The sequence below is a fragment of the Acidovorax sp. A79 genome (assembly GCF_041154505.1).
Classification (GTDB): Bacteria; Pseudomonadota; Gammaproteobacteria; order Burkholderiales; family Burkholderiaceae_C; genus Acidovorax.
The window spans coordinates 100,306-120,669 of sequence record NZ_AP028673.1 but is presented as its reverse complement, the minus strand read 5'-3'; the positions used below and the strand labels follow the sequence as shown (position 1 = coordinate 120,669).

The following is a 20,364-nucleotide window of genomic DNA, read 5'->3' as shown; positions in this document are numbered from 1 at the left end:
TCAATCGACGATCCGGCGCCACCGGTGCGGTAAGGGCTCATCGACGCGGCTGGCCGGCTGCCTAGGCAGACGCTCCAGGACATCGTGCAGGTATGCCTACGGACCGTGTCCGTTGAGTCGCGCGGAGTGAACTAGGTGTCATGATGAACGCGGCACGCCGTCCTACTCGAAGTGAGCCGGCGAATAGCCAGTTCGAACATCCTGGCGCAATCGGGCCATACGATTCTCTAATCAGCGCGGGGTGACGCGCCCATAGGCCCGGCGTGCGACATCGGTGCGTTCGAGGCACCGCTGCCCGTGGTGGCGCCACCTGGCGGCGGCGCACAGCCTGCCGCCATCCCCACGCTGTACTGGACATGTCTGGCCTTGCTCTCCACGCTGCTGGCAGGCTGGGGTGCAGCATGCCGCCGCAGGGCTGGTTAACTATTGTTTTGATGGCTGCCAGCGATTGATGGACTGGCGTTAGATCCTGATTTTTATTGAGGACTTGACCTCAGGCCGGCACGAACTCCGGCCGGTCATTGTTTATGAGGCTGAGTGGAGCGGTCACCTTGCCCTCGGCTCGCTTCTTGCCGGCCGCCCACGCGTTGAGCCGCGCATGGGCCACGGTGCTGTCCTTGGCCAAGCTGGCTGGCAGACAGGGCCTACTCGCGCGCATCAAGAACGAAGTGTGTGTGCATTGGACATGCTTACCCGCCAGCTCACGGTGCGCTTGGCAAATACGCCGATGACGAAGGCTGCGTACAGCCAGCCTTGCCAAGTCGAGACGTACATGAAGTCGCTGACTCACCAATGGTCGGCCGCTCGACCCGGAACTGCCGGTTGACCCGGTCTAGAGGGCATGGGCCTTGGTATCGCCAGTGGTGGTGCGTACGACCTTTCCATGCATCACTGTGCTCGACGCCCTTTGTGAGATTTCAATCAGCCTTGCATTCCAAATGAGGCCGAATTTACGGCTATTTTGTCATTGCATTTTTTTTGACAACGTCTAAAACAGGTGGTTACGATTGGGTTTTTCCTAGGGGCCTGCTGCGAGGTGTTGAGCATTTGGAACCGAATATTCAAATGCTATGACGTGCAAATTGCGGCGCCTAGTGCAAATAGCGCTGCTGGAGCTTCAGTCGGCTTCAGCGCGGGATCGGCCGGCTCGCACATGCTGCTCATGTCGCGGCATGTGAGCCAAAAAATTACTACACGATTATCGGAGGGGCAATGCTCATGGCTAAACAGTGGAACTCACTTCGGTTCATGAAGTTGACCAGCCGCAGCCACGCGTGCCGGGATGAGGAAAGCACTAGCTCTCGCTGGAGCAGGCAGATGATTGCCGCATTGGCCTGCCTGCTCCTCTCCTGGGCTATGCCAACGATGGCGGCTACGACCACGCTGACTCTTCTTCTTGACACCGACAACAATCCAGGGACCGGCTGCACTGTGACCAGGACCGCAGGTAGCTTCGTCGGGGCCGAACGTGTGTTGATCACCGTCGTGGAAGCGGACGATACGGGATACCACACGCAGTCCATCAGTGTGCAGGCATGCGCAGGCGGTAGCCTGGGACCCGCTCAGGTGGTGGATAACACGCCCACGCCGATCGCGCCTGGCATGGGGGCGGCAGGCACGGCGGCGGTGGAGACGTACATCCGGTCCGAGCAACTGCCCCCGGGCGTCGGGCCGCAGATGCGGGTGGGCCTGTTTGCGGCGGGCTCGGGCGGCATCACGGGTGAAGACGCCTTGCTGGGACCCATCTTGCTTGCTCCCCCACCACCCGGAGCTACGAGCATTCCCACAATGAGCATGCCCGCGTTGCTGGCTACGGCCCTGCTGCTGGCAGCCGCGCTGTGGCTGGCGCGGCGCCAGGGCTGGGCGGGGCTGCACCGCCTGGGAGTCGCGTTGCTGGCGGTGGCGATTTCAGGCCAACTGCTGGCCGCCATCGTGCGAGACGGGCTGGTAGCCGACTGGACGGGCGTGCCTGCACTCGCCAGTGATGCGGCCGGTGACGTGGTGGGAGGGACTGGTACTGACATCAGAGCGCTCTACGCGACTTCCGAGCCCGGCTTGCTGTTCCTGCGTGTGGACGTGGCCCTGAACGCACCGCCCGTCGCCCAAGCGCAGTCCGCCACCGCCGTGGCGGGTGTGGGCAAGGTGCTCTCGCTCAGCGGCAGCGACTATGAAAACGCCACACTCACCTACGCTGTGATCACGCCTCCGGCCCATGGGGTGCTCTCCGGCTCGCCGCCCAACGTCACCTACACGGCCAACGCCGGCTACGGTGGCGCAGACAGCTTCACGTTCAAGGCCAACGACGGCACGCTGGATTCGGCCCCCGCTACCGTGTCGCTCACGGTGCAGCTCGCACCCGCCATCACCAGCGCCAATGCCACGACGTTCCTCACCGGCCAGGCCGGCACCTTCACCGTAACAGCCACGGCCGCGCCCGGCGCCACCATCACCATCGACGGCGGCGCCTGTGTGCCCGCATTGCCCGCCAGTATTAGCTTCGCTGGCACCAGCGGCAGCAACACCGCCACCTTCAGCGGCACTCCGGCGGGGGGGGACAGCGGCAGCTACGTGTGTCCGCTGCGCGCCAGCAACAGCGCGGGCGACACCACGCAGAGCTTCACGCTGACCCTGGGCGGGTCGCCGGTGTTCACCAGCGCCAACACCACCGCATTCGCCGCGGGTACCCCGGGCAGTTTCACCGTACAGACCACGGCGACGCCGGCCACGACGGGTATCGCCCAGACGGGCACGCTGCCCACGGGCGTTAGCTTTGTCTACAACGGCCCCGGCACGCCACTCACTGCCACGCTAGCGGGGACGCCAGTGCCGGGCACGGGTGGGGCGTACCCGCTCACCCTCACGGCGGCCAACGGCATCACTCCCAATACGGTGCAGAACTTCACCCTCACCGTGAATGAGGCACCCGCCGTCACCAGCGCCAACGCCATGGCCTGCACCCTGGGCGCTGCCTGCTCGTTCACCGTGGCCACCAGCGGCTACCCGCACCCGGTCATCGCCCGCGGCGGCGTTGCGCTGCCAGGCGGCATGTCTTTCGTGGACAACAGCAACGGTACCGGCACGCTTAGCGGCACGCCCCCGCTGGGCAGCGGCGCGGCGGGGACGCATGCGTTGACATTCACCGCCACCAACCTGGCGGGCTCGTCCCCCACGCAGAACTTCACGCTGACCGTGAACCCAGCCAGCCAGACCGTGGCTTTCACCAGCACCGCCCCGGCGGATGCCAAGGTGGGCGGCGCCACCTATACCGTGGCCGCCACCGCATCCTCGGGCCTCGCGCCCGTCACTTTCAGCAGCGGCTCCTCGGCGGTATGTACCGTGGCGACCAACGTGGTGAGCTTTGTCGGGGCGGGCACCTGCACCGTGCGGGCCGATCAGGGGGGCAATGCGGACTACGCCGCCGCCCCCCAGGTGCAGCAGTCGTTCAGCGTGACCAAGAGTGACCAGACGATCAGCTTCACGTCCACCGCCCCTCCTAGCGGCACCGTGGGCGGCAACTATGTCGCCACCGCCACGGCCACGTCGGGCCTGGCGGTGACGATCACCGGATCGGGCGCCTGCAGCGGAACGGGCACGGTGACGTTCAACACGGCGGGCACCTGCACCGTCAGCGCCAACCAGGCGGGCAACGCCAACTACAACGCCGCCCCGCAGGTGCAGCAGGCGTTCACCGTGTTCGCGCCGCAGGCCATCACCTTCACGTCCAGCGCGCCCACGGAGGCGGTCTACGGCGGCACGTACAACGTGGCGGCCACGGCCACGTCGGGCATGGCGGTGGCACTCACCGTCGATGCCGCCAGCGCCTCGGTGTGTTCCATTGCGGGCAACACAGTCAGTTTCGGCGGCACGGGCACGTGCACCATCAACGCCAACCAGCCTGGAGGCGGCGGCTGGTTGCCCGCGCCCCAGGTGCAGCAGAGCTTTGCGGTCGGCCCCAACCTGGTGAACGACAGCTACGCCGTGGTGGGCAATACGCAACTGGTGGCGGAGGCGCATTCCGCGCCGGGCACGCCCTACACCTCGGCAGCGGCGGGTGTGCTGAGCAATGATGCGTCGAATGTGGCGATCACCGTGGCTGCTGGCAGCGGGGCCACGACCCAAGGTGGATCGGTCACCATCGATGCGGCGGGCCGATTCACCTACACGCCGCCCGTGGGCTTCACCGGCGCGGATGCGTTCACCTACACCGGCGCGTCCGGCGGCGTGTCGCGCACGGCCACCATCACCTTCAACGTGGGCAACATGGTGTGGTACGTCAACAGCGCGGCGCCGGGCGGCGGCAATGGCCGTTCCCACGCGCCGCTCAACAGCCTGCCCAGCAGCCTGGGCCAGCCGGGCCACACCGTCTATGTGCACAGCGGCGCAGGCACGACGACTGGGGCGTTCAACCTTCAGGCCAATCAGAAACTGGTGGGCGCGGGGGCCGCGCTGGCGGTGGGCGGCCTGTCCATCCCGGCGGGCAGCCGGCCCATGCTGGCGGGCACCTTGTCGGGCGTGCCCGGCGCCGCGGGAATCACGGTGAGCGGGGTCAACTTCAACACCGGCGGCAACCATGCCGTCGTGTTCACCAACGTCAGCGCCGACTTCGTGGGCGGCGGCATGGCTATCACCACTACCAGCGGCGCGGGCTTCTCGGCCAACAGCGGCGGCACGGTCACGGTGCAGGGCCCCGGCAATACTATCTCCACCGGGACGGGGCCTGTGCTCTACGTCAACGCCACCACCATCGGCCCGGCAGGGCTTACCTTCGAGTCCCTGAACAGCACGGGCGGCACGCTTGGCGGCATTACGCTGAGGGATACCGGCAATTTCAACGGCCTGCGCGTGACCGGCGTCGGCACCGTGGCGGGCAGCGGCGGCACCATTGCCAACAAGACCCAGCGCGGCGGCTGGTTTCAGAACACCCGCGACCTGACGCTGAACTACATGGCGTTCAACAACAATGGTACCAACCAGGAAACGGCCGCCATCTGCGGCGATGCACTCAACGGCACCAACACCAACTGCGGCGCGGGCATTCACCTGGAGGGCGTGACCAACGTGTCGCTCATCGGCACCACCGTCACGGGTGGCCAGCAGATCGGTATCAACGGCAACAACGTGAACGGGCTGGCCATGACCGGCGTGACGGTGGACAGCGTGGGCAACGAGAACCTGGAGGACGGCGTGCAATTCGTCAACCTGACGGGCACGGTGACCATCACCAACTCCACGTTCAAGAACAGCTACCACCGCCAGTTCGAGGTGCAGAACAGCGCGGGCACGCTGAACCTGACCGCGAACGGCAATACCTTTGAGGGCCTGGGTCCCCAGGTATCGACTTCCGCACAGGGCGTCCTGTTCGTGGGCCAGGGCACGGCGGTCGTGAACGGCAGCTTCACCGGCTCGCTGTTCCGCAACAATTTCGCGACGGCCTTCACCGGCCAGGGCATCGGCAACGCCCAGGTGGCCATTGACCTGGGTGCTTTGGGTGCGGGCAATGGCAACACCTTCACCAACAACTCCGGGGCCGTGCAGATGCTGACCGACAACGCGGCCACCATGGACGCCAGCGTCGTCAACAACACCATCACGGTGAACGGCACGGTCACGAGCGGCTTCACGCCCACCACCTTCCGCAAGGGCGCGAACGCCACGGGCCTGTACAAGGGGGTGTACAGCAACAACACCGTCGGCAATGGAACGGTCGGATCGGGTACGAATGCGGCTGGTACCAATGGCCTGTCCATCACCAACGATGGCACCAGCGGCGGCATGCAGATGACCGTGACAAACAACATGTTCCAGAACATCGTCCAACGCGGCATGGAGGTGTTGGTGCAGCGAAGCGACCAGGTGGGGGTGGTGGCCACGAACAATACTTTTGGCACGCCTGATGGCGGAGGCTTGGGAACCCGCGTTGGCCATGCAATCTTCATGCAGTCGGCCACGAATGCCTTCGCCAGTACCTTGTGTGCAGAGATCACCGGCAACAACATCAGCAGCCAGTGGTGGGACGACATCACTTCCGGAAGCATCCGGCTGCGCATGTTTCCGCCGGGCGGCGCGGGAGATCAATTCCGCGTGCGTTTCCTGGCAGGGACAACTCCCGTCGATGTCGTCAATTATCTGAATGGGGCCAACACCAACGCCCTGACGTCCGCGACGACGCCAACCAGCTTCACCACGGGCGCAGCCGCCTGCTTTTAGGGTTTCAAGAAAAATTAACCTCCAGCGCTTTTATAGAACGCGCTGATAGCTATAAAAAAATAGCGCCTGCCCGTGCTGGCGCGTTACTGCGCTTTGCCGCTCTTGTAGAAGGTGCGCTCAGTCTCGCGCTCCCCGCTGCCATCGGGCCGGCAGGCCATGCGCCGCACGGGGCCGTGCAGGAAGCCGTTCACGAGTTCGCCTTCGCGCCACTGCACGATCTCGCCGAGTTGCCCAAGCACTTCGCGCAGGCGGCCGGTGCCGCCCGGCGCCAGGTCGGTGCCATTTTCATCAAGGCAGCGCAGATAACGGTCGCGGCCGTCGCGCTCCTGCAGGCTTTCGGTGTTGAGCGCGCCGCCGGGCCAGTAGCGCAGCCAGCGCTGGCCGCTGCCGTGCGGCTCGATGCGCAGCAGCGGCGAGCCGTCGGGGTGAAAGTGCTCGCTGCACAGCTCCTTGCCGTGCCAGTGCAGCGCGGCGCTTTCGCGCTGGCCGTTGGGGCCGAAGGTCTCGTGCAGGCCATGGTGGCCCAGGCCCAGCGCCAGGCGGTCGTGGCGCACTGTCGCGTCTTCGCCAGAACCAGAAGTCCAACTGCCGCTGGATTGGCTGGGGTAGTGAATCCAGTGGCGGTTGCGCTGCTGTGCCCAGCCCGCTGTTTCGCAGTGCAGCAGCGTGCGGTCGCGCGAGAACCAGACCACGTCACAGCCCCCGCCCTCGTTTTCGAAGGTATTGGGGCCGATAGGAAAGCCATCCTCGAAACGCAGGCGGTGCGCGCCGCCCGCGAGCGCGATGTGCTCCACGCCGCTGCCGCGCAGGCCGGGCACGGGCGCGATGGCGAAGTAGCGGTGCGGGTCGCGCACGATGTCCTGCTCCAGCCGCTGGCGGATGGCGTGGTGCAGGGCGAAGAATTCGGTGGCGATGGCCTGCAGGCGGTCTTCGTGCGGGGCGAGACGATCCTGGTAAGCATCCCAGGCGTCTTCGTCTTCCTCATCTTCGTCTTCGTCCTCTGGATAGGCATCTGCCACGGCATTCCAGATCGCATGCGCTTCCTCGATCAGCGGCAGCGCGGGCGCATAGACGGGGTTGGCGGCGATGAGGCCCGGCACCGCGTTTGCATCGTCCAGGTGCGCGGCCACGTTGTCGAAGTACTGATCCACGCCGCCATTGGAGACCTGCGCGTCGAACAGGTCGAAGCAATAGACGGCGCGCAGGTGGGGCGCGAACGCTGACGGGTCCGCGTCGCACAGGGAATCCACGATGGTCGCGCTGAAATACGGAGCCCGCCGCAGCAGTGCGAGCCAGTCGATGGAGGGGAGGTGGTTGGTGTGAGCCATGGAAGATTTTGACGATGGAAGGGTGCGGTCATGATAAAAGCATCAACCGTGCAAGCGGATGATTTCGAGGTCGAGGAGGTGTTCAAGGAGCAGGGCGATCTGCTCGTGCTCTCGCTCGGTTTCGCGTCAGTGCACGATCCGCTGGACGTGCTGCATTTCGCCTGCGGCCGCCAGCACAGCGAGCAGCGGCCGCCGCCGGTGGAGGACTTGCTCTATGTCGAGCGCACCGACCAAAGCCTGGCCTGCGATGGCCGCGAGGTTGTGGCCCTGGTGGGGCATGGCGACCACATCGAGCTGGTGCTGACCGCCGAGGGGGCGCGACTGCTGCAACTGGCGCAGCGCACGCGGTTTCGCTTTGGCTTGCACCCTGAGTTGCTGCCCGCTGCCCTGGCCCAACTGGAGGCCATGGCGCGCGCGGGGCAGGATGGCGTCACCGTGCAGCGGGTGCGCTGAAGCGCTGCGTGCGCAGTGAATTCGCCGGGCGGATAGGTGCCGGGCTTCACCCGGCTGGTCTTCGCCCAGATTCCAGGCGTGAGCGGTTGCAAAGTTCAGCGTTCTCGCCATTCAACATGCAGGAAACGATCTAAGAATCCGGGATGGAGCCGACCCCATGAATACAACACCCCGTTCTCCAGAAGACTCCTCCGCTCGATCGCTGACTCCTGCCTTTGAACTGCACCACCCGGATGGGCTGCGCATTGCATGCGGTCTGGAGGAAACTGTCTTGCTGGACCGCCACGCGGCGCTGGTCGTGGTGCCGCGTGCGTCCAGGGCGGTGGTGCAGGAGTCTGACTGGACCTGGCACCGGCTCGTGCCTTGGAGCGATGGCGGCTTCATGGTGGGCATCGAGCTGGCGTTCTTCCGGGGCGCGTTGTCCGAATGCCTTCTGTTCCACGACGACGATAGTCGTTATGGCCGTGACTGGAACGAATGGTCGGAGCGCAAGGAGCGGCGGCGCGCCCAGGCCCTGAGCGACTGGCTGGCCGCGCGCGGCTGGGCTGCGGGCCGTTATGGCTGGGGCGAGGTCTGGGTGGGCTACGAGCCGCGCACCGGGTTGGGCGGCGGGTGGGTGCGCTACGCGGCGTGCGCCTGAATGCCCGTGAATGCGCGGCGGGGCTGTGTCTGAGATCGTAGACACGTTCTTCGCCCATGGCCTGCCGTGGGAGTGCAGTTGCATCTCACGTCACCTGCACGAAGAACAGGCCGCTGCAGTCCACGCGCCCAGTGGGCTGCTGGGGCAGGTACAGGTAGCCCACGCCATCAGCCAGGTAGAACAAGTTGCGCAGCGTTGCGGGTAGGTCGCCGCCGTCGATCTGCCACGCAAAGGCCAAGCCGCCGAGTTCCAAATCTTCGTTTTGCAGCCATTGCGGCTCGCCGCCGATGAAGGACAGCGCATCGCCGCCGCCGGCCTGCGCGCGGATGGCATGCGCGGGCAGCTCCAGTGCACCCTGTACCAAGGCGCCAGCCGTATGCACCAGCACCTGCGTGGTGCCCCGGCGTAGCAGCGCCAGGTCAGCCGCATCGCCGTGGTAGGTGATGTGGTCGAGGAAGTATTCGCCCGGCAAGTAGGTGGTGAACACCGATGCCACGCGGCCCGCGCCGATGTCGATGCCCGCATGCACGGCCAGGAAGGCCGCGGGCAGCGAGGCGGCGAGCACCAGCGGATGGCCGAAAGGCCCTTGCGGCCAGTCGGCCACACCGCCGATCAGTGCGCCGCCACCCAGGCGGGGCGCCAGGGGGTGGGCGCCGTCAGGGGTGATGGTGAGGGATGTTGGCATGGTTTCACTTCACTTTTGATAGCTGCTTGCGACCGGTGGGTGCGAGCTGGAGGTGGAGTTCATATCGAATGCAAGAGGTCATAGGGGCAGCGGGTATTGCCGGCCACAACGCCCGCACACAAAGACGTGAGCCAGCTCTTCCTGCGCAAAAGTCTGCGCAGCAACGGGGGGTACGTCGAGATCGAAGAATCGGCCGGTGCCATGGTCGTAGATCGACACGTAACGGCACGGCTGGCCGCAGCAATCCACCGCGATGTGGTCGAGATGCTCCGGGCGCCGGAACCTGCGCATCCGATCCGTTTCGCTGGCTGGGCGGATCGCCAGCAGCAGGCCGCCGCCGCGACGGGCGGCGTAGAGCACGCTGCCCGCCGTGGCCTGCGCATTGCGCGCGTCGTCACGCAGCAGCCTCACCAGCACCCCCTTGTCGTCCTCGGCCAGCCGCACGAATCCGTCCACGAAAGCTTCGCTGGCGCCGCCCAGCATGGCGAAATCGTGCGGAATGCGCAGGCGCAAGGCGCCTTCCTGTCCGTTTGGGATTTCCCCGCTCGCGCTCATGGCGTGCGGCCCGTGCGCGCAGGCGCGGGTGGCAAGCCCTGGATAGCGCAGGGGCCGGGGCAATCACTCGATGGGCCGCGCGGCGGGTTAGCCACAGGAACAGCGGCCAGGGCTTCACCAGGTTGATCCTCGCCCAGATTCCAGGCATGGATGCGGCCGCTGGCCGTATCGACAAGGTAGTAGCCGACCAGGTTGCTGCCTGCTGCCGGCAGGCCGTTGCTGCGCCAGCGCAGCGCGAACACGAAACGCGCGGAGGCCTGCGGCTGGCGCTCGCAAACGTATTGGCCGCTTTTGCCGGCACTTCTACCGGCGTTCTTACCGGCGCCGGCCAGTTGCCGGGCCTGGGCCGCTTCGACCAGCCGCAGACAGGCTCGGTCCGCAGCCGTAGGCGGGCCAGCAGCTGCCGCCAGGTTGGGCCAGAAACTGGCCACCAGCACCAAGCCACGCAGGTTCATGCAGGACTCGGGCATGCGCGTCTTTCGTCCGGAGCGAGCGGCTTGTTGAAGTCCCTGGCGTGGACGGGCACGCCGTCTTGCTGCACGCATTCGCCCGCCACCACCACGTCGCGCCAGTCCAGCGCCATGTACGACACCCAGTAGCGCAGGCGTGCCAATTGGCCGTCGCTGACGAAGGCGGCGCAGCGCAGCAGGCGGGCTGTGGGCTCGCTGCCGTCCTCGGTGCGGGCGCTGGCCAGCAGCAAAGCGGCCCGCTCGCGGTCAGCGGGTGCGAAGGTGGCGGCCAGGTAGGCGTGGATGTCGTCGGGCAGTTCCATGGTTCAGGTCTCCTGCTGAGACATTGAAGGCTTCTTTGCAATGTTCATGGTAAATCCTGCGCCCGCGCGCCCAGGCGCAGGCTGGCGCAGAAGGTCTGGCAGCCGCCTTGGGCATCGTCTGGCGGGTTGGCCAGTTGCACGAACAGGTCGGGCGCGAGCTGCACCAGGGTGACGTCGGCGCCGCCCGAACCGGCGTAGATGCCGGTGTAGTTCTTGGTGCGCGTGCGCCACCAGAACATGCGCACGACGTGTTCGCCCTTCCACGCGGGTTTGCCGAAGAAGCTGAAGGCCTCGGCGGGCTGGTCGCCCGCGTGGGCGTTGGGCACCATCCAGCGGCCATCGTCCGTGCGCGTGAAGGAGTCCAGCCACGCATGCGTGCCGGGCCGTATGCGCGCCACCCGCACGCTGGGCGTGGGCGGGCCGGCGTTGACCTCCCAGTCGCACACGTGGTAGGGCGGCTGGCCGCCTTCCTGCTCGTCCTTGCATTCGCCGCGCAGGGGCGGCCCGGGCTTGGCTTTGACGATGTCGAACGCGCAGCTCTGGTCGTAGCGGGCGTCGGCCTGGCGCTGCGGGCGGGTGATCTTGTAGCCTGCGGGCAGATCGAATTCGAGGCCGCAAGCGGCGACGTGGATGGCTGTCGGCGCGGTGGTTTGTGCAGCGCTGGGCAGGTTGCTGAATGCGGCCAGTGTGAATGCGAGGAGGGTGTTCTTCATCAGAATTTGCTTCGCTATGGATAGCTGCTTGCGCTTGATGGACGGGCGCTACAGCCTTTTTTCACATCAAGCCCTCTAGCGCAGTGATCGCGCTGGTTTTCTTCAGGAAACGCGCGTGCTGCAAGGCGTTGTCGCCGCCCGCCACCAGTCCGTCCAGGCGTGCGCCGCTGGCGTGGATGTGGCGCAGCAGCGCGGCATCGTCCTGCTCCACCGCGTGGCGCAGGGCCACGCGCACGGCGTAGGGGTGCGCGGGCAGCGTGCCGGCTTGCAGCAGGGCGCGCCAGTCGATGCGGGCGCGCAGGTAGAAGGCCAGCAGCGCATCGGCCAGCGGCGCGGGCAGGCCATTGCTGCGGCAGGTGTCCAGGTAGGCCAGCAGCTCCGACCCGGCGCCGTATTCGCCGTTGGAGGCCAGCGGGTCGCCGTGCAGCGCCAGGCATGCGAATGCGGCGAGCAGGCTGGGCGCGAAGGTGGCCACGGCGTCTTCGGTCAGCGCGGGCGCCCAGGCGGGCGGCAGGCCCATCTTCCAGGCCAGCATGCCGCCATCGTCGGGGGCGCCGGGCGAAGTCACGGCGTAGATGCGGTCGCAGTATTCAAATCCGCCGATGGGCAGGTAGGCCAGTTTGCCGCTCCACTCTTCGCCCGCGTCCTCGGCGGTCTCCCAGGCTTGTTCTTCTTCGTTTTCGATCCAGCCCTGCAGGTCGCGGTAGAAATCGCTGCCGTTGTAGAACAGCTCGCACCAGCTCACGGCCTCGATGCGCGGGCCTTCGCTGGTGGTCACCTCCACGCTCAGGTTGTAGTCCAGCCGCCCGCCCGCAGTTTGCCGCCACAGCGCCAGCAGCGCGGGTGGCAGCGGCCCGGCGCAATGGGCCTGCACGGCGGCGATGGCGTCTTCATCCATCGGAGGCTGGGCGGCGAAGATGAGCCGCCCAGCGAACAGCTCGATGCCGTGCGCGCGCAGGGCGTGGATATCGGCTTCGGAAAATCCGTGGGGCGTGTTCATGGGGGCTTGGCTCATGTGGGGGTTCCATGGTTTCGTCGCACCTGCGCCAACGCGGCTTCTTCGGCGGCCGTGTCGGCGTCCACCTCGGTCACCAGCAGGCGGATGCCGGGTGCATCGGCAAACGCGCCATCGCGTTCCATGCGGGCCAGCAGGTGGCGCAGGGTGTCGAGAAAGTGCTTCGGGTAATTGGCGTGCCGCTCACGCTCGGCCTCGTAGCGTTCGCGCACGGGCTCGTAGCGCGCGCGCCAGAGTGCGGCGCTTGCGGGCAGCTCGGCCTCGGCGCATTCATGTTCCCAGTCGGGTGGCTCCATGGCGGCGCGCGCCGGGTCGTAAGCCAGGCTGATATGCACGTCACTCCACGCCGCGCTGCAGTTGAAGGCAAAGCCGGCAGGCGCGCCCGGCCAGGCGCGGCGTGCTTCGGTCAGCGTGTGCTGGGTGAGGTCGCGCAGCAGCGCTTCAAAACCGGTGATGGCCAGGAATGCGGCCCACGGGCTGGGTGTCATGGCTGTTTCCTAGTGGGGGTCGAAAGCCCGCCCTGGGCGTTCACTCCGCTGCCCCGTTCCACGCCAGAAAATCCACCGAGCGCTCCGGCGGGTTCAGCGCGAGGGCCGAGCGGCGCTCCATGCCGGAGGCTTCGTCAAAATCGGACGAAGTGATGAACAGCACAGCCCCGGCGCGGTGCGTGCCAAAAAAGCCTTCTTCATCGAGGCGGCGCATGGCATCGGTCATGGCCTGGCGGACGCCGGCCTTGAATGAGGCGAATGCAGCCGCGTCGCCGGATACCGCCTGGCAGGCCGCTGCCAGTTGATCGCAGATGGGGTTGAACGGCTCGGCGGCGAAGCCCTCGTAGGCCCACTCGGCGCTGGCCCATTGGTAGTAGGCGGCCTGGTCGTCATCGTCATCCATCTCCGCGAGCTTCTCGCGGTGCCGCTCCAGCGAGTTGGCCGCGGGCACCACGGTGTAGCAGTCCTCGTCGGTGTAGAGGGCAAAGGCGTAGAAGCTCTCGTTGCCGTGCTGCGCCAGCAGGGCGGAGAAGGAGCGCCGGGCGGCTTCCGTGATGTCCCTGGTTAAATCTTCGCGGTTCATCGTCATTCTTTCTGAAGGTGGTCAATACGGTGCCACCAGCGTCTTCCACGTCTTGCCGTCATAGGCATGGACTTCGTACAGGCCCGCGATCACCAGTAGCCCGTCGCGCGCGTCCATGTGGCCGGTGTGGACGACATCCGCGCCGCCGTGGCGCAGGCGGCGCACCTCCTTGCCGTCCCACACGCGCAGTTGGTAGTCCGAGCACAACCACAACTGGTTCTCAAACCATACCGCGCTGTTGTTCAGCAAACTGGAGTTGCCCTGGTGCACCTGCGTCCAGGTGTCCTTGGCACCGATCCAGAGATTGCCGCCTTCGCCGCTGATGTACACCTTGCCATCCTGGCCGACGGTGACGGTGCCCAGTTGCTCCTTGCTGGGAAAATCGCAGTGTGTCCATCGTTTGCCGTCATAGCGCCAGACATCGCCGCCCGCGCCGACGGCATACAGCTCCTGCTCGCTGAGCCCGTCCATGTCGTTGAAGCCGACGGCGCTGAAGTCCTCATCGCCCGGCTTGGGCAGACCCTCCATGCGCTCCCAGCGCCCCGGCGCCACGCGCTTGAAGATCTTGCGGTTGCGGCCGACGGAATATGCGTAGCCGCCGATGCACTTGACCCGCATGGTGATCGGGTTGAGATCGGTGCCGATGTTCTCCATGGCGCCGGGCTTGCCGCCGCCAATGGCATAGACGCTGCCTTCGTTGTTGCGCGCGACGACCAGTGCCTGTGCGATGGGCTGGTGCGACACGCCGCAGCGCGGCCGGTTGAAGCCGTCCAGCTCGCTCCAGCCATGGCGCTTCTCTGGGTTCTGCTCGTCCAGATAGATCGACAGCAGGCGCGTGCCGATGTCGTGGTCCCAGGTTTTGGACTGCTTTTCCTCATCCAGATCGGGCCGCGCCAGCAGATAGACGATGTTCCTGTCGCGCACGGCGCAATCGACAATATGCCAGCCTTGGTAGTGCGTTCTCCACTGCGGGCGCGCGATGAATGGGGTGTTGCTGATTTTTGCCATGTGGTTTGGAATCGTTTTCACATTCCGTCGGCGACGTCATTCAATGGGCTCCAGCCCGCGCCGTTGCCGGTGCTGGTTGTAGAACACCTTGTGCAGCGCGTCCGGGTGATCGCTGGTTTGCCGCAAGTGTTCACACGATCTGGCCCAGTCGTTCCAGTTCTGGGCCTGGAACGTGATGCCCAACGCCTCGAACCGTAGTTTCAGCGCCTCAAAAGTCTTCTTGTCGCACTGCTCCCCGCAGACCCCCTCGATAAGGCTGCCGCCGGCCCGCAGCGAGAACTGCCCTTCGTTGTCGAGCATGACGATGGCAGCCTCGTGCAGCGGGCGCGCGGGCTGGCCCAGCCAGTAGCCGTACAGGTTGCTTTGGCCATCCTTCGCAACGAAGCGCGCCAGCGCGGTGACTTCCCGCATGGCTTCGATGTTGCTCTGCAGGTCGGGGTCTTTTAACTCGTCTTCACTGAGGTAGGAGATGTCATTGGCCACGTCTTCTTCCCCCGGCATCAGGGCGAGCAGGTCAATGCCATGAAAGGGGCCTGCGCCGCCTTGCAGCGTGTGCAAGGCCAGCATTTCCAGGTCTGCGGGAAGGGTGTCGGTGCGGGCAACGGTTTGCTTGAATGCTTCGAGGGCAGGCATCGATGCTTCCAATTTGATAGCTGCTTGCGATAGATGGGCGGGTGCTAGAGGCGGTTTTTATTGCCACTCCACGCGGAAGTCGTTTCGCAGCCGCCGGCCGGTGCTCGTCTCAGGCTCGTTCAGCAACAGGGCGCCGTCGTGCATCTGGCCGTCAAAGCGCAGTTCGCGCCGGGCGCGCAGCACAGGCGGTTTTCCGGGCATGACTTCGCCCCACACTGCCGATTCGGTCGGGTTGTTGGCCGTCAGGTTGGCGTGCACCAGCACGCGGCCGCCGCGCTCCACCACGATCAGCAGCCAGCCGCTGCCGTAGAGGGCCGTGATCGGCGCATCCGCATGCACCAGCCGCGCCACGCCGTTGCGGCCTGTGCCGGTGCGCGTCTTCATCAAGCCCAGCAGGGTGCTGCTGGTGATCTCGGTGCGCTCGAAGCTGTCGCGCAGCGCGGCCTGGTGCCGGTGTAGGCAGTCGAACAGGCCCTCCACCTCGGCCTGCGAGAACGCCGAGGGCGGCAGGTACAGTGTGTCGCCCTGGTCGTAGCCGCTGGTCTTGCTAGCGCCGCTGGTATCCAGGTTCAGGCCCAGGTTGTAGATGCGCGGGCTGCCCTGGCGCAGCCAGGGTTCGAGGTTCTTGTAGTACGCCTCGTAGCGAATGGCGGCCAGCACCACGCCCCGGTAGCGGTAGCGCAGTTCGGCACGCGAGCCGCCGGCCTCGTTCTCGCCCCAGGGGCGAGCATCGGCGATGAATTCGCCGCCCGGGCAGTCCAGGCGCGCGATGGGCTGGAAGTCGCTGGCCATGGCGTGGGCTCCGGTAGTGGCGAGGCAACAGAGGGCCAGCAGTTGTTGAATCACCGTTTGCCTCCCGACATAGTGCGACGACGACGAGCGTAGTTCTTGCGCATCGGCCGCTGCTCCTGAATGGTTCTGGCACCATGCTATCAAACGCTTCAGCGGTTTTTTCAGAGCCCCATGAACCCCCAGGAATTGCGCGAGCTGACCGTGGCTGGCTGAGTTCTATGCGTTTTTGAAATTTTGAAAGGCTTGAAGATATGAATTTGTCGAACCTTCTTAATCAGTTGATGGCCGAGTACGGGTCGGGCATGAACGACATGCAGGTCATTTTTATTGCCGATGAGAACGGCCATCCAGCCACGGGCATAGATGGCGCATTGTTTCTGCTGTGGTCATGCTCGCGCGGATTGCTGGAAGAGGAGCTTTCTGTTCGCCTCTCGAATAGCCATCTTCGGGTGGATGCTTCCTTCGCCGATATGGTCCGGGATGCACGTTCTTTTTTCGGAGAAGGCGTAAGGCCGAGCCACTTCAACGAGCGTGGCCGATCGTTCGCGCTCAAATACCTCAGGCCCGGCTGGGAATACCGTTACCACCTCGATCTGGATGACTTGTTTCCTGACGAGGCCACTTATGCCGATATTCCGGAATCTCAGGCGAGTATCGACAAGGTATTCGCTATTTTGGATGCGCGCCGCAAGCATTTTGGGGCATGGCTACGGTAGTGCTGCATGATTTTCCAGTGCGCAGTGCACACATGCAACTGCAGATTACTTCACGATGAAATCAAATATACGAAGGAGGTGGTGAGCCATGCTGACGACAGCAGAGTTTCGCAAGAATTTTCTGGGCTACAACATCGTTGACTGCGTAGTGCGCAGTGCGGGCTACCTCTATTTCATCGCCCAGGAGGACTACACGCAGCGCCCGGGCTACCAACCCGAAGGGCATGATCCCGATGCGAGTGCGCTAATCCAGCGCGTCGTGGTCTGGCGGCCTGACCAGAGCGGCGACAAGCGCTGGACGCACAGCTGGAACAAAGGCATGGACATCACCATCGCCGAATTTGCCAGCCAGCCCGAGGACAAGCTCGTCGCCGTCGATGTCGGGGGCGAGGTCTATGCCATCGGCAGCGGCTCGAAGGGGCGCGAAGGTGCCATACCGTTCGAGCGCAAGGGCCGCTACGGCGCCGTGAACCAGCTGCACAACATCGATGGGCATCTTTATCTGTGCGGCGGCAATCGCACGGTCGGGGTACGCCGTGGAATCGGGCAGTGGCACTGGGAGACGGGCCGTTTTCCGCTGTCAGCGCATGAGTTCGGCAGCGGCAACGTCGGTTTCCGCGCCATCGACGGCTTTGGCGCCAACGACATCTATGCCGTGGGTGACCAAGGCGATGTCTGGCACTACGGTGGAGGGGACTGGCGTCGCATCGGCTTTCCCGGCAAGCAGTCGCTTCGCACCGTGTGCTGCGCCGGCGACGGCAAGGTGTACATCAGCGGCTACGAGGGCATCACCTTCGTTGGCCGTGGTGATGAATGGCGCTGCATCGCCGAGCCCGGGCTGGCGCTGCCGTTCCGCGATCTGGTCTGGCATGACGGCAAGGTCTGGGCCACCAGCGACTACGGCGTCTGGTGGGTCAGCGAACAAGGCATCGCCCAGGCCGAGCTGCCAGCGGAAATATCCGTTTGTGCCGGCCACCTGTCTTCGCGGGCAGGCATTCTCCTGCTGGCTGGTTTCCACGGCGCGGCGCTGCTGCAGGACGGTCGCTGGCAGCTTGTTTTCCACCATGCGGCAATGGCCGAGCGCAGCCAGAAGGAGCATCCGGGGGCTTGATGCCGCTGGTTGGCGGTCAGGTACAGGAAAGTCGATGTCAACGCCCCCCTGCACCCTGAAGAAGCAGCGTCTCGTCGGCCGGTTTGCCGTGTCGCGTGCTACCGGCGCGGTGTTGCGGCCTTGGCACCGGATCCAAAGCTCAGAAACTCGCGCCACATGCCGTCTTGCAGGTACGCGGCCCCGTGCTTGCCCGCCACCAGCAGCACACCGTCCCTCGCCGCCAGCAGCCCCGCATTCGCACTGATGCCATCGGGCAGCGTGACCCTGCCGATGCGGTCCCCGTCGATGCGCCAGATGCCCGCATCAGACGAACACCACACCGCGCCCTGGTACGAAACCATGCTGCGGTACGGCCCCACGCCGCTCGCACCGAGCTTGCGCCAGCCGTTGCCCGTGCTGCGATAGACGGCACTCGAGCGGCATGCCGCGACCACATCACCGGGCGCTGGGCAGCACAGCAGGTCGATGGCTTCATCGGGGAAGGGCTGTTGGCGCCAGCGCACACCGTCAAAATGCCACAGGTCGCCGCCATCGCCGCCTGCGTAGATGTCCGACGCCGAACTGCCCGCCGCACACCGGAAGCCTGCGGCATCGCCGCCGTCCAGCGGGCCGGGCGGCAGGTCGGCGCACAGCGTCTTCCAGTGGTCGGGGCCGAGGCGGCGGCACAGGCCGCGATGGGCCTGCACTGCATGGGCGTGGCCGTCGATCTCCACCACTTGGCGTACAGAACCGCGCAACGGCCCGCACCGGTGCTCGGGAATGCGCTGCTCCATCGCCGACACGCCGCCGCCCAGCGCATAGACCTGGCCGTCGATGCTGACGCTGATCCACTGTGCCTGCGGTGCATGCGCCACCGCGCCGCGCATGAATTCGATGTGGCGTACCGTGCGGAAGGCCCATTGTTTCTCTGTCGATCGTTGCGGGAAATACACCGCCACGCGCATGGCTTCGCGCAGATCCGGCTCCGGGTCCGTGGGGGCAGCGAGGTCGCCGCCGTCGTCATCGCAGTCTTCGTCGAGCTGATGGATGTGCGAGCCCAGCAGGTAGAAGTGCTCGGCGCTGCGCACGGCGCAATCCACGATCTCGAAGTGGCGCAGTTGCTGTGGGGCGCTCATTCAGGCCACTCCATGAAGGCATCGTGGTCGAAGAAATGGCACACGGCTTGCAGCAGTTCGGCTTCGGTGGGTTGATCCTCTGTGTTGGCAATGGCGTCCTCGATGTCCTCGCGGCTCAGCGTGCATTGCCAGCCTGCGGCCTCGAATGCGGCGCGCACAGCGGCCTCGTCTTTGGGCGATAGATCCAGGTCGGCGTCGTAGAAGAAGCCTTGCGTGTCCAGCGTCCATTCGCCCGGCCGCAGGTACAGCCAGCCCGCGTGGGCTTCGGGTTGGCGAAGGATCTGGCGCAGGGGGTGTAGCGGTGGTGTGGTCATGGTGTGTTGCCCATTGCGTGGCCTAAGGATGAGCCATCGTCGGTTTCTGGTGCGTTGAGATACTTGCCCATCGTGTCGGCGCAGGGGCCGAGCCAGTGTTGGATTTTTGGGCTGCTCTCCGATGCCCACGCATCGAGATCGACATACCCATTGGTGCCCAGGTTCACATGGCGAATGAATGTGATGGAGAGCGCCTTTTCAATGCGTTCCACCCAATGAGGAAAGTCGAACAACGAGTCCAGTGCTGGCCATTTGACAAGCCGCCGGTATTTCATTTGCTGTGAGTCGATACGGAAGTCTCCATTGGGTCGCCATTGGGCTACGAACAAGCCGTCGTACCTGCTCAGTTCGGCACGCCACAGCCCGTAGCTGGGGACGATGAGACTGAGCTGGATGTCCTCTGGCTTCAACGCGTTGCGCTTGTAGAACCAGTGGTCGATGGGTGCGGTGGACAGGGTGAAGCCGACCGACCAGGCGGTAGCCTCGGTCTTGATGCCAAGCTCGGAAATCCAATTTGCCATGACGGCGGGGCATTCTTGGTTCATGCGCATGCTCCCAGCGCATCGTCGATACCGTTGCGGCGCAGCCAGACCGGGTCGGTTTTCCAGAGGTGATCCTGGTCTGTGTACTCCACGCCCTCGCAGAACTGCCCGCCGCTGCCCTCGCGCCAGTTCAGGTGGCCCTGGCCCATGAACCAGGTCTGCACGCGCGGGGCCTGCACGCAGGCGTAGCTGCGGCCCACGTAGTCCGCCCGATCCGGGTCGTCATGCCCGGCGGTGGCCAGCACGGCGCGCGTGGCGTTCAGGTCGCCCGCGATCCAGACAAAGTCGCCTTGCCAGAACTCGATCGCGCCGCAGCGCACGCTGCCGAACACAAACAGCGCCTGGCAGCCGCGCGTGTCGATGCGTGGCGCCTGCAGGCTGCCGTTGACGACCACAGTGCAGGCCCGGCCCAGCAGTTCTTCCAGCGGGGTGATCGGGCCATCCATCAGGCCTTGCCGTTTGTGGAACGCCGCCCCGGCATCGAAGGTCTCCGCCAGGCGCGTGTCGCCATCGAACACCAGGGCCATCGGCGGGCTGCCGTACTCCGGCGGGTTCACCGTGTCTTCCATCGCGTCATAGCCCCCGTCACGATGGAACAGGGCTTGCAGGCCGAACTCGGCCATGGCGTCGTGCAGGGGGATCAGGCGGTGACGGGCGGGGACCATGCAAGGCTCCTTGTGAAAACTGGGGCAGC

21 protein-coding genes and 3 pseudogenes are annotated in these 20,364 nt (G+C 65.5%); 5 read left to right on the top strand and 19 right to left on the bottom strand.

Features of this window, described 5'->3' with window-relative positions; genetic code table 11:
• The 3 pseudogenes from ACAM51_RS27030 to ACAM51_RS27020 all read right to left on the bottom strand — a co-directional run.
• Positions 1-214: pseudogene (locus tag ACAM51_RS27030) on the bottom strand (transposase domain-containing protein); the annotation flags it as partial.
• 279 nt (positions 215-493) lie between these two features.
• Positions 494-622: pseudogene (locus ACAM51_RS27025) on the bottom strand (VOC family protein); the annotation flags it as partial.
• A 25-nt stretch (positions 623-647) separates the two neighbouring features.
• A pseudogene (locus ACAM51_RS27020) lies at positions 648-889 on the bottom strand (IS3 family transposase); the annotation flags it as partial.
• Between the two features lie 542 nt (positions 890-1,431).
• Between ACAM51_RS27020 and ACAM51_RS27015 the strand changes: the two are divergent.
• Complete coding sequence (locus ACAM51_RS27015; protein WP_369643946.1) at positions 1,432-6,207, top strand: beta strand repeat-containing protein; 4,776 nt, start codon at positions 1,432-1,434, stop codon at positions 6,205-6,207.
• An 83-nt stretch (positions 6,208-6,290) separates the two neighbouring features.
• Here ACAM51_RS27015 and ACAM51_RS27010 read toward each other — a convergent pair whose 3' ends face one another.
• Positions 6,291-7,535 carry a DUF4375 domain-containing protein gene (locus tag ACAM51_RS27010; protein ID WP_369643945.1) on the bottom strand — a complete coding sequence of 415 codons (1,245 nt, stop codon included), beginning with the start codon at positions 7,533-7,535 and terminating at the stop codon, positions 6,291-6,293.
• A 30-nt stretch (positions 7,536-7,565) separates the two neighbouring features.
• On the opposite strand from ACAM51_RS27010, the gene ACAM51_RS27005 reads away from it, so the two are divergent.
• Together ACAM51_RS27005 and ACAM51_RS27000 are read left to right on the top strand one after the other, a co-directional pair.
• Positions 7,566-7,988, top strand: coding sequence for a hypothetical protein (locus ACAM51_RS27005; RefSeq protein ID WP_369643944.1), 423 nt, complete (start codon positions 7,566-7,568; stop codon positions 7,986-7,988).
• Between the two features lie 271 nt (positions 7,989-8,259).
• Positions 8,260-8,628: a hypothetical protein gene (locus ACAM51_RS27000; RefSeq protein ID WP_369643943.1), complete on the top strand. Its 369-nt coding sequence runs from the start codon at positions 8,260-8,262 to the stop codon at positions 8,626-8,628.
• 85 nt (positions 8,629-8,713) lie between these two features.
• On the opposite strand, the gene ACAM51_RS26995 is transcribed toward ACAM51_RS27000, so the two are convergent.
• From ACAM51_RS26995 to ACAM51_RS26945, 11 genes are all read right to left on the bottom strand, one after another.
• Positions 8,714-9,313, bottom strand: coding sequence for a hypothetical protein (locus ACAM51_RS26995; protein WP_369643942.1), 600 nt, complete (start codon positions 9,311-9,313; stop codon positions 8,714-8,716).
• A 78-nt stretch (positions 9,314-9,391) separates the two neighbouring features.
• Entirely contained in the window at positions 9,392-9,826 is a 435-nt protein-coding gene (locus ACAM51_RS26990) for a hypothetical protein (RefSeq protein ID WP_369643941.1), read from the bottom strand.
• A gap of 38 nt (positions 9,827-9,864) precedes the next feature.
• Entirely contained in the window at positions 9,865-10,338 is a 474-nt protein-coding gene (locus tag ACAM51_RS26985; RefSeq protein ID WP_369643940.1) for a hypothetical protein, read from the bottom strand.
• Entirely contained in the window at positions 10,320-10,640 is a 321-nt protein-coding gene (locus ACAM51_RS26980) for a hypothetical protein (RefSeq protein ID WP_369643939.1), read from the bottom strand. The genes ACAM51_RS26985 and ACAM51_RS26980 overlap by 19 nt, the downstream gene beginning before the upstream one ends.
• A 44-nt stretch (positions 10,641-10,684) precedes the next feature.
• The gene (locus ACAM51_RS26975) at positions 10,685-11,353 is read right to left on the bottom strand and encodes a hypothetical protein (RefSeq protein ID WP_369643938.1); all 669 of its coding nucleotides are present in this window, start codon (positions 11,351-11,353) and stop codon (positions 10,685-10,687) included.
• A gap of 61 nt (positions 11,354-11,414) precedes the next feature.
• Positions 11,415-12,368 (bottom strand): SMI1/KNR4 family protein, encoded by a 954-nt coding sequence (locus ACAM51_RS26970; RefSeq protein ID WP_369643937.1) that lies wholly within the window; start codon positions 12,366-12,368, stop codon positions 11,415-11,417.
• Complete coding sequence (locus tag ACAM51_RS26965) at positions 12,365-12,856, bottom strand: hypothetical protein (RefSeq protein ID WP_369643936.1); 492 nt, start codon at positions 12,854-12,856, stop codon at positions 12,365-12,367. Before ACAM51_RS26965 ends, ACAM51_RS26970 begins: the two co-directional genes overlap by 4 nt.
• A gap of 40 nt (positions 12,857-12,896) precedes the next feature.
• On the bottom strand, positions 12,897-13,445 hold the full coding sequence (locus ACAM51_RS26960; protein WP_369643935.1) for a DUF4303 domain-containing protein: 549 nt from the start codon (positions 13,443-13,445) through the stop codon (positions 12,897-12,899).
• A gap of 15 nt (positions 13,446-13,460) precedes the next feature.
• Positions 13,461-14,447, bottom strand: coding sequence for a hypothetical protein (locus ACAM51_RS26955; RefSeq protein ID WP_369643934.1), 987 nt, complete (start codon positions 14,445-14,447; stop codon positions 13,461-13,463).
• Between the two features lie 36 nt (positions 14,448-14,483).
• Complete coding sequence (locus tag ACAM51_RS26950) at positions 14,484-15,080, bottom strand: hypothetical protein (RefSeq protein WP_369643933.1); 597 nt, start codon at positions 15,078-15,080, stop codon at positions 14,484-14,486.
• A 57-nt stretch (positions 15,081-15,137) separates the two neighbouring features.
• Entirely contained in the window at positions 15,138-15,872 is a 735-nt protein-coding gene (locus ACAM51_RS26945) for a hypothetical protein (protein ID WP_369643932.1), read from the bottom strand.
• Positions 15,873-16,123: 251 nt separating this feature from the next.
• On the opposite strand from ACAM51_RS26945, the gene ACAM51_RS26940 reads away from it, so the two are divergent.
• Positions 16,124-16,588, top strand: coding sequence for a hypothetical protein (locus tag ACAM51_RS26940; protein WP_369643931.1), 465 nt, complete (start codon positions 16,124-16,126; stop codon positions 16,586-16,588).
• Between the two features lie 88 nt (positions 16,589-16,676).
• On the top strand, positions 16,677-17,699 hold the full coding sequence (locus tag ACAM51_RS26935) for a hypothetical protein (RefSeq protein ID WP_369643930.1): 1,023 nt from the start codon (positions 16,677-16,679) through the stop codon (positions 17,697-17,699).
• Positions 17,700-17,797: 98 nt separating this feature from the next.
• On the opposite strand, the gene ACAM51_RS26930 is transcribed toward ACAM51_RS26935, so the two are convergent.
• From ACAM51_RS26930 to ACAM51_RS26915, 4 genes are read right to left on the bottom strand one after another with little or no spacing between them, the layout of a single operon-like run.
• Positions 17,798-18,814 carry a hypothetical protein gene (locus tag ACAM51_RS26930; RefSeq protein ID WP_369643929.1) on the bottom strand — a complete coding sequence of 339 codons (1,017 nt, stop codon included), beginning with the start codon at positions 18,812-18,814 and terminating at the stop codon, positions 17,798-17,800.
• A complete protein-coding gene (locus ACAM51_RS26925) occupies positions 18,811-19,128 on the bottom strand; it encodes a hypothetical protein (protein ID WP_369643928.1) in 318 nt (105 codons plus the stop codon). Before ACAM51_RS26925 ends, ACAM51_RS26930 begins: the two co-directional genes overlap by 4 nt.
• Positions 19,125-19,673, bottom strand: coding sequence for a hypothetical protein (locus ACAM51_RS26920; RefSeq protein ID WP_369643927.1), 549 nt, complete (start codon positions 19,671-19,673; stop codon positions 19,125-19,127). Before ACAM51_RS26920 ends, ACAM51_RS26925 begins: the two co-directional genes overlap by 4 nt.
• Positions 19,670-20,335, bottom strand: a complete 666-nt coding sequence (locus tag ACAM51_RS26915) for a hypothetical protein (RefSeq protein ID WP_369643926.1) — start codon at positions 20,333-20,335, stop codon at positions 19,670-19,672. Before ACAM51_RS26915 ends, ACAM51_RS26920 begins: the two co-directional genes overlap by 4 nt.
• Positions 20,336-20,364 lie beyond the last annotated feature (29 nt).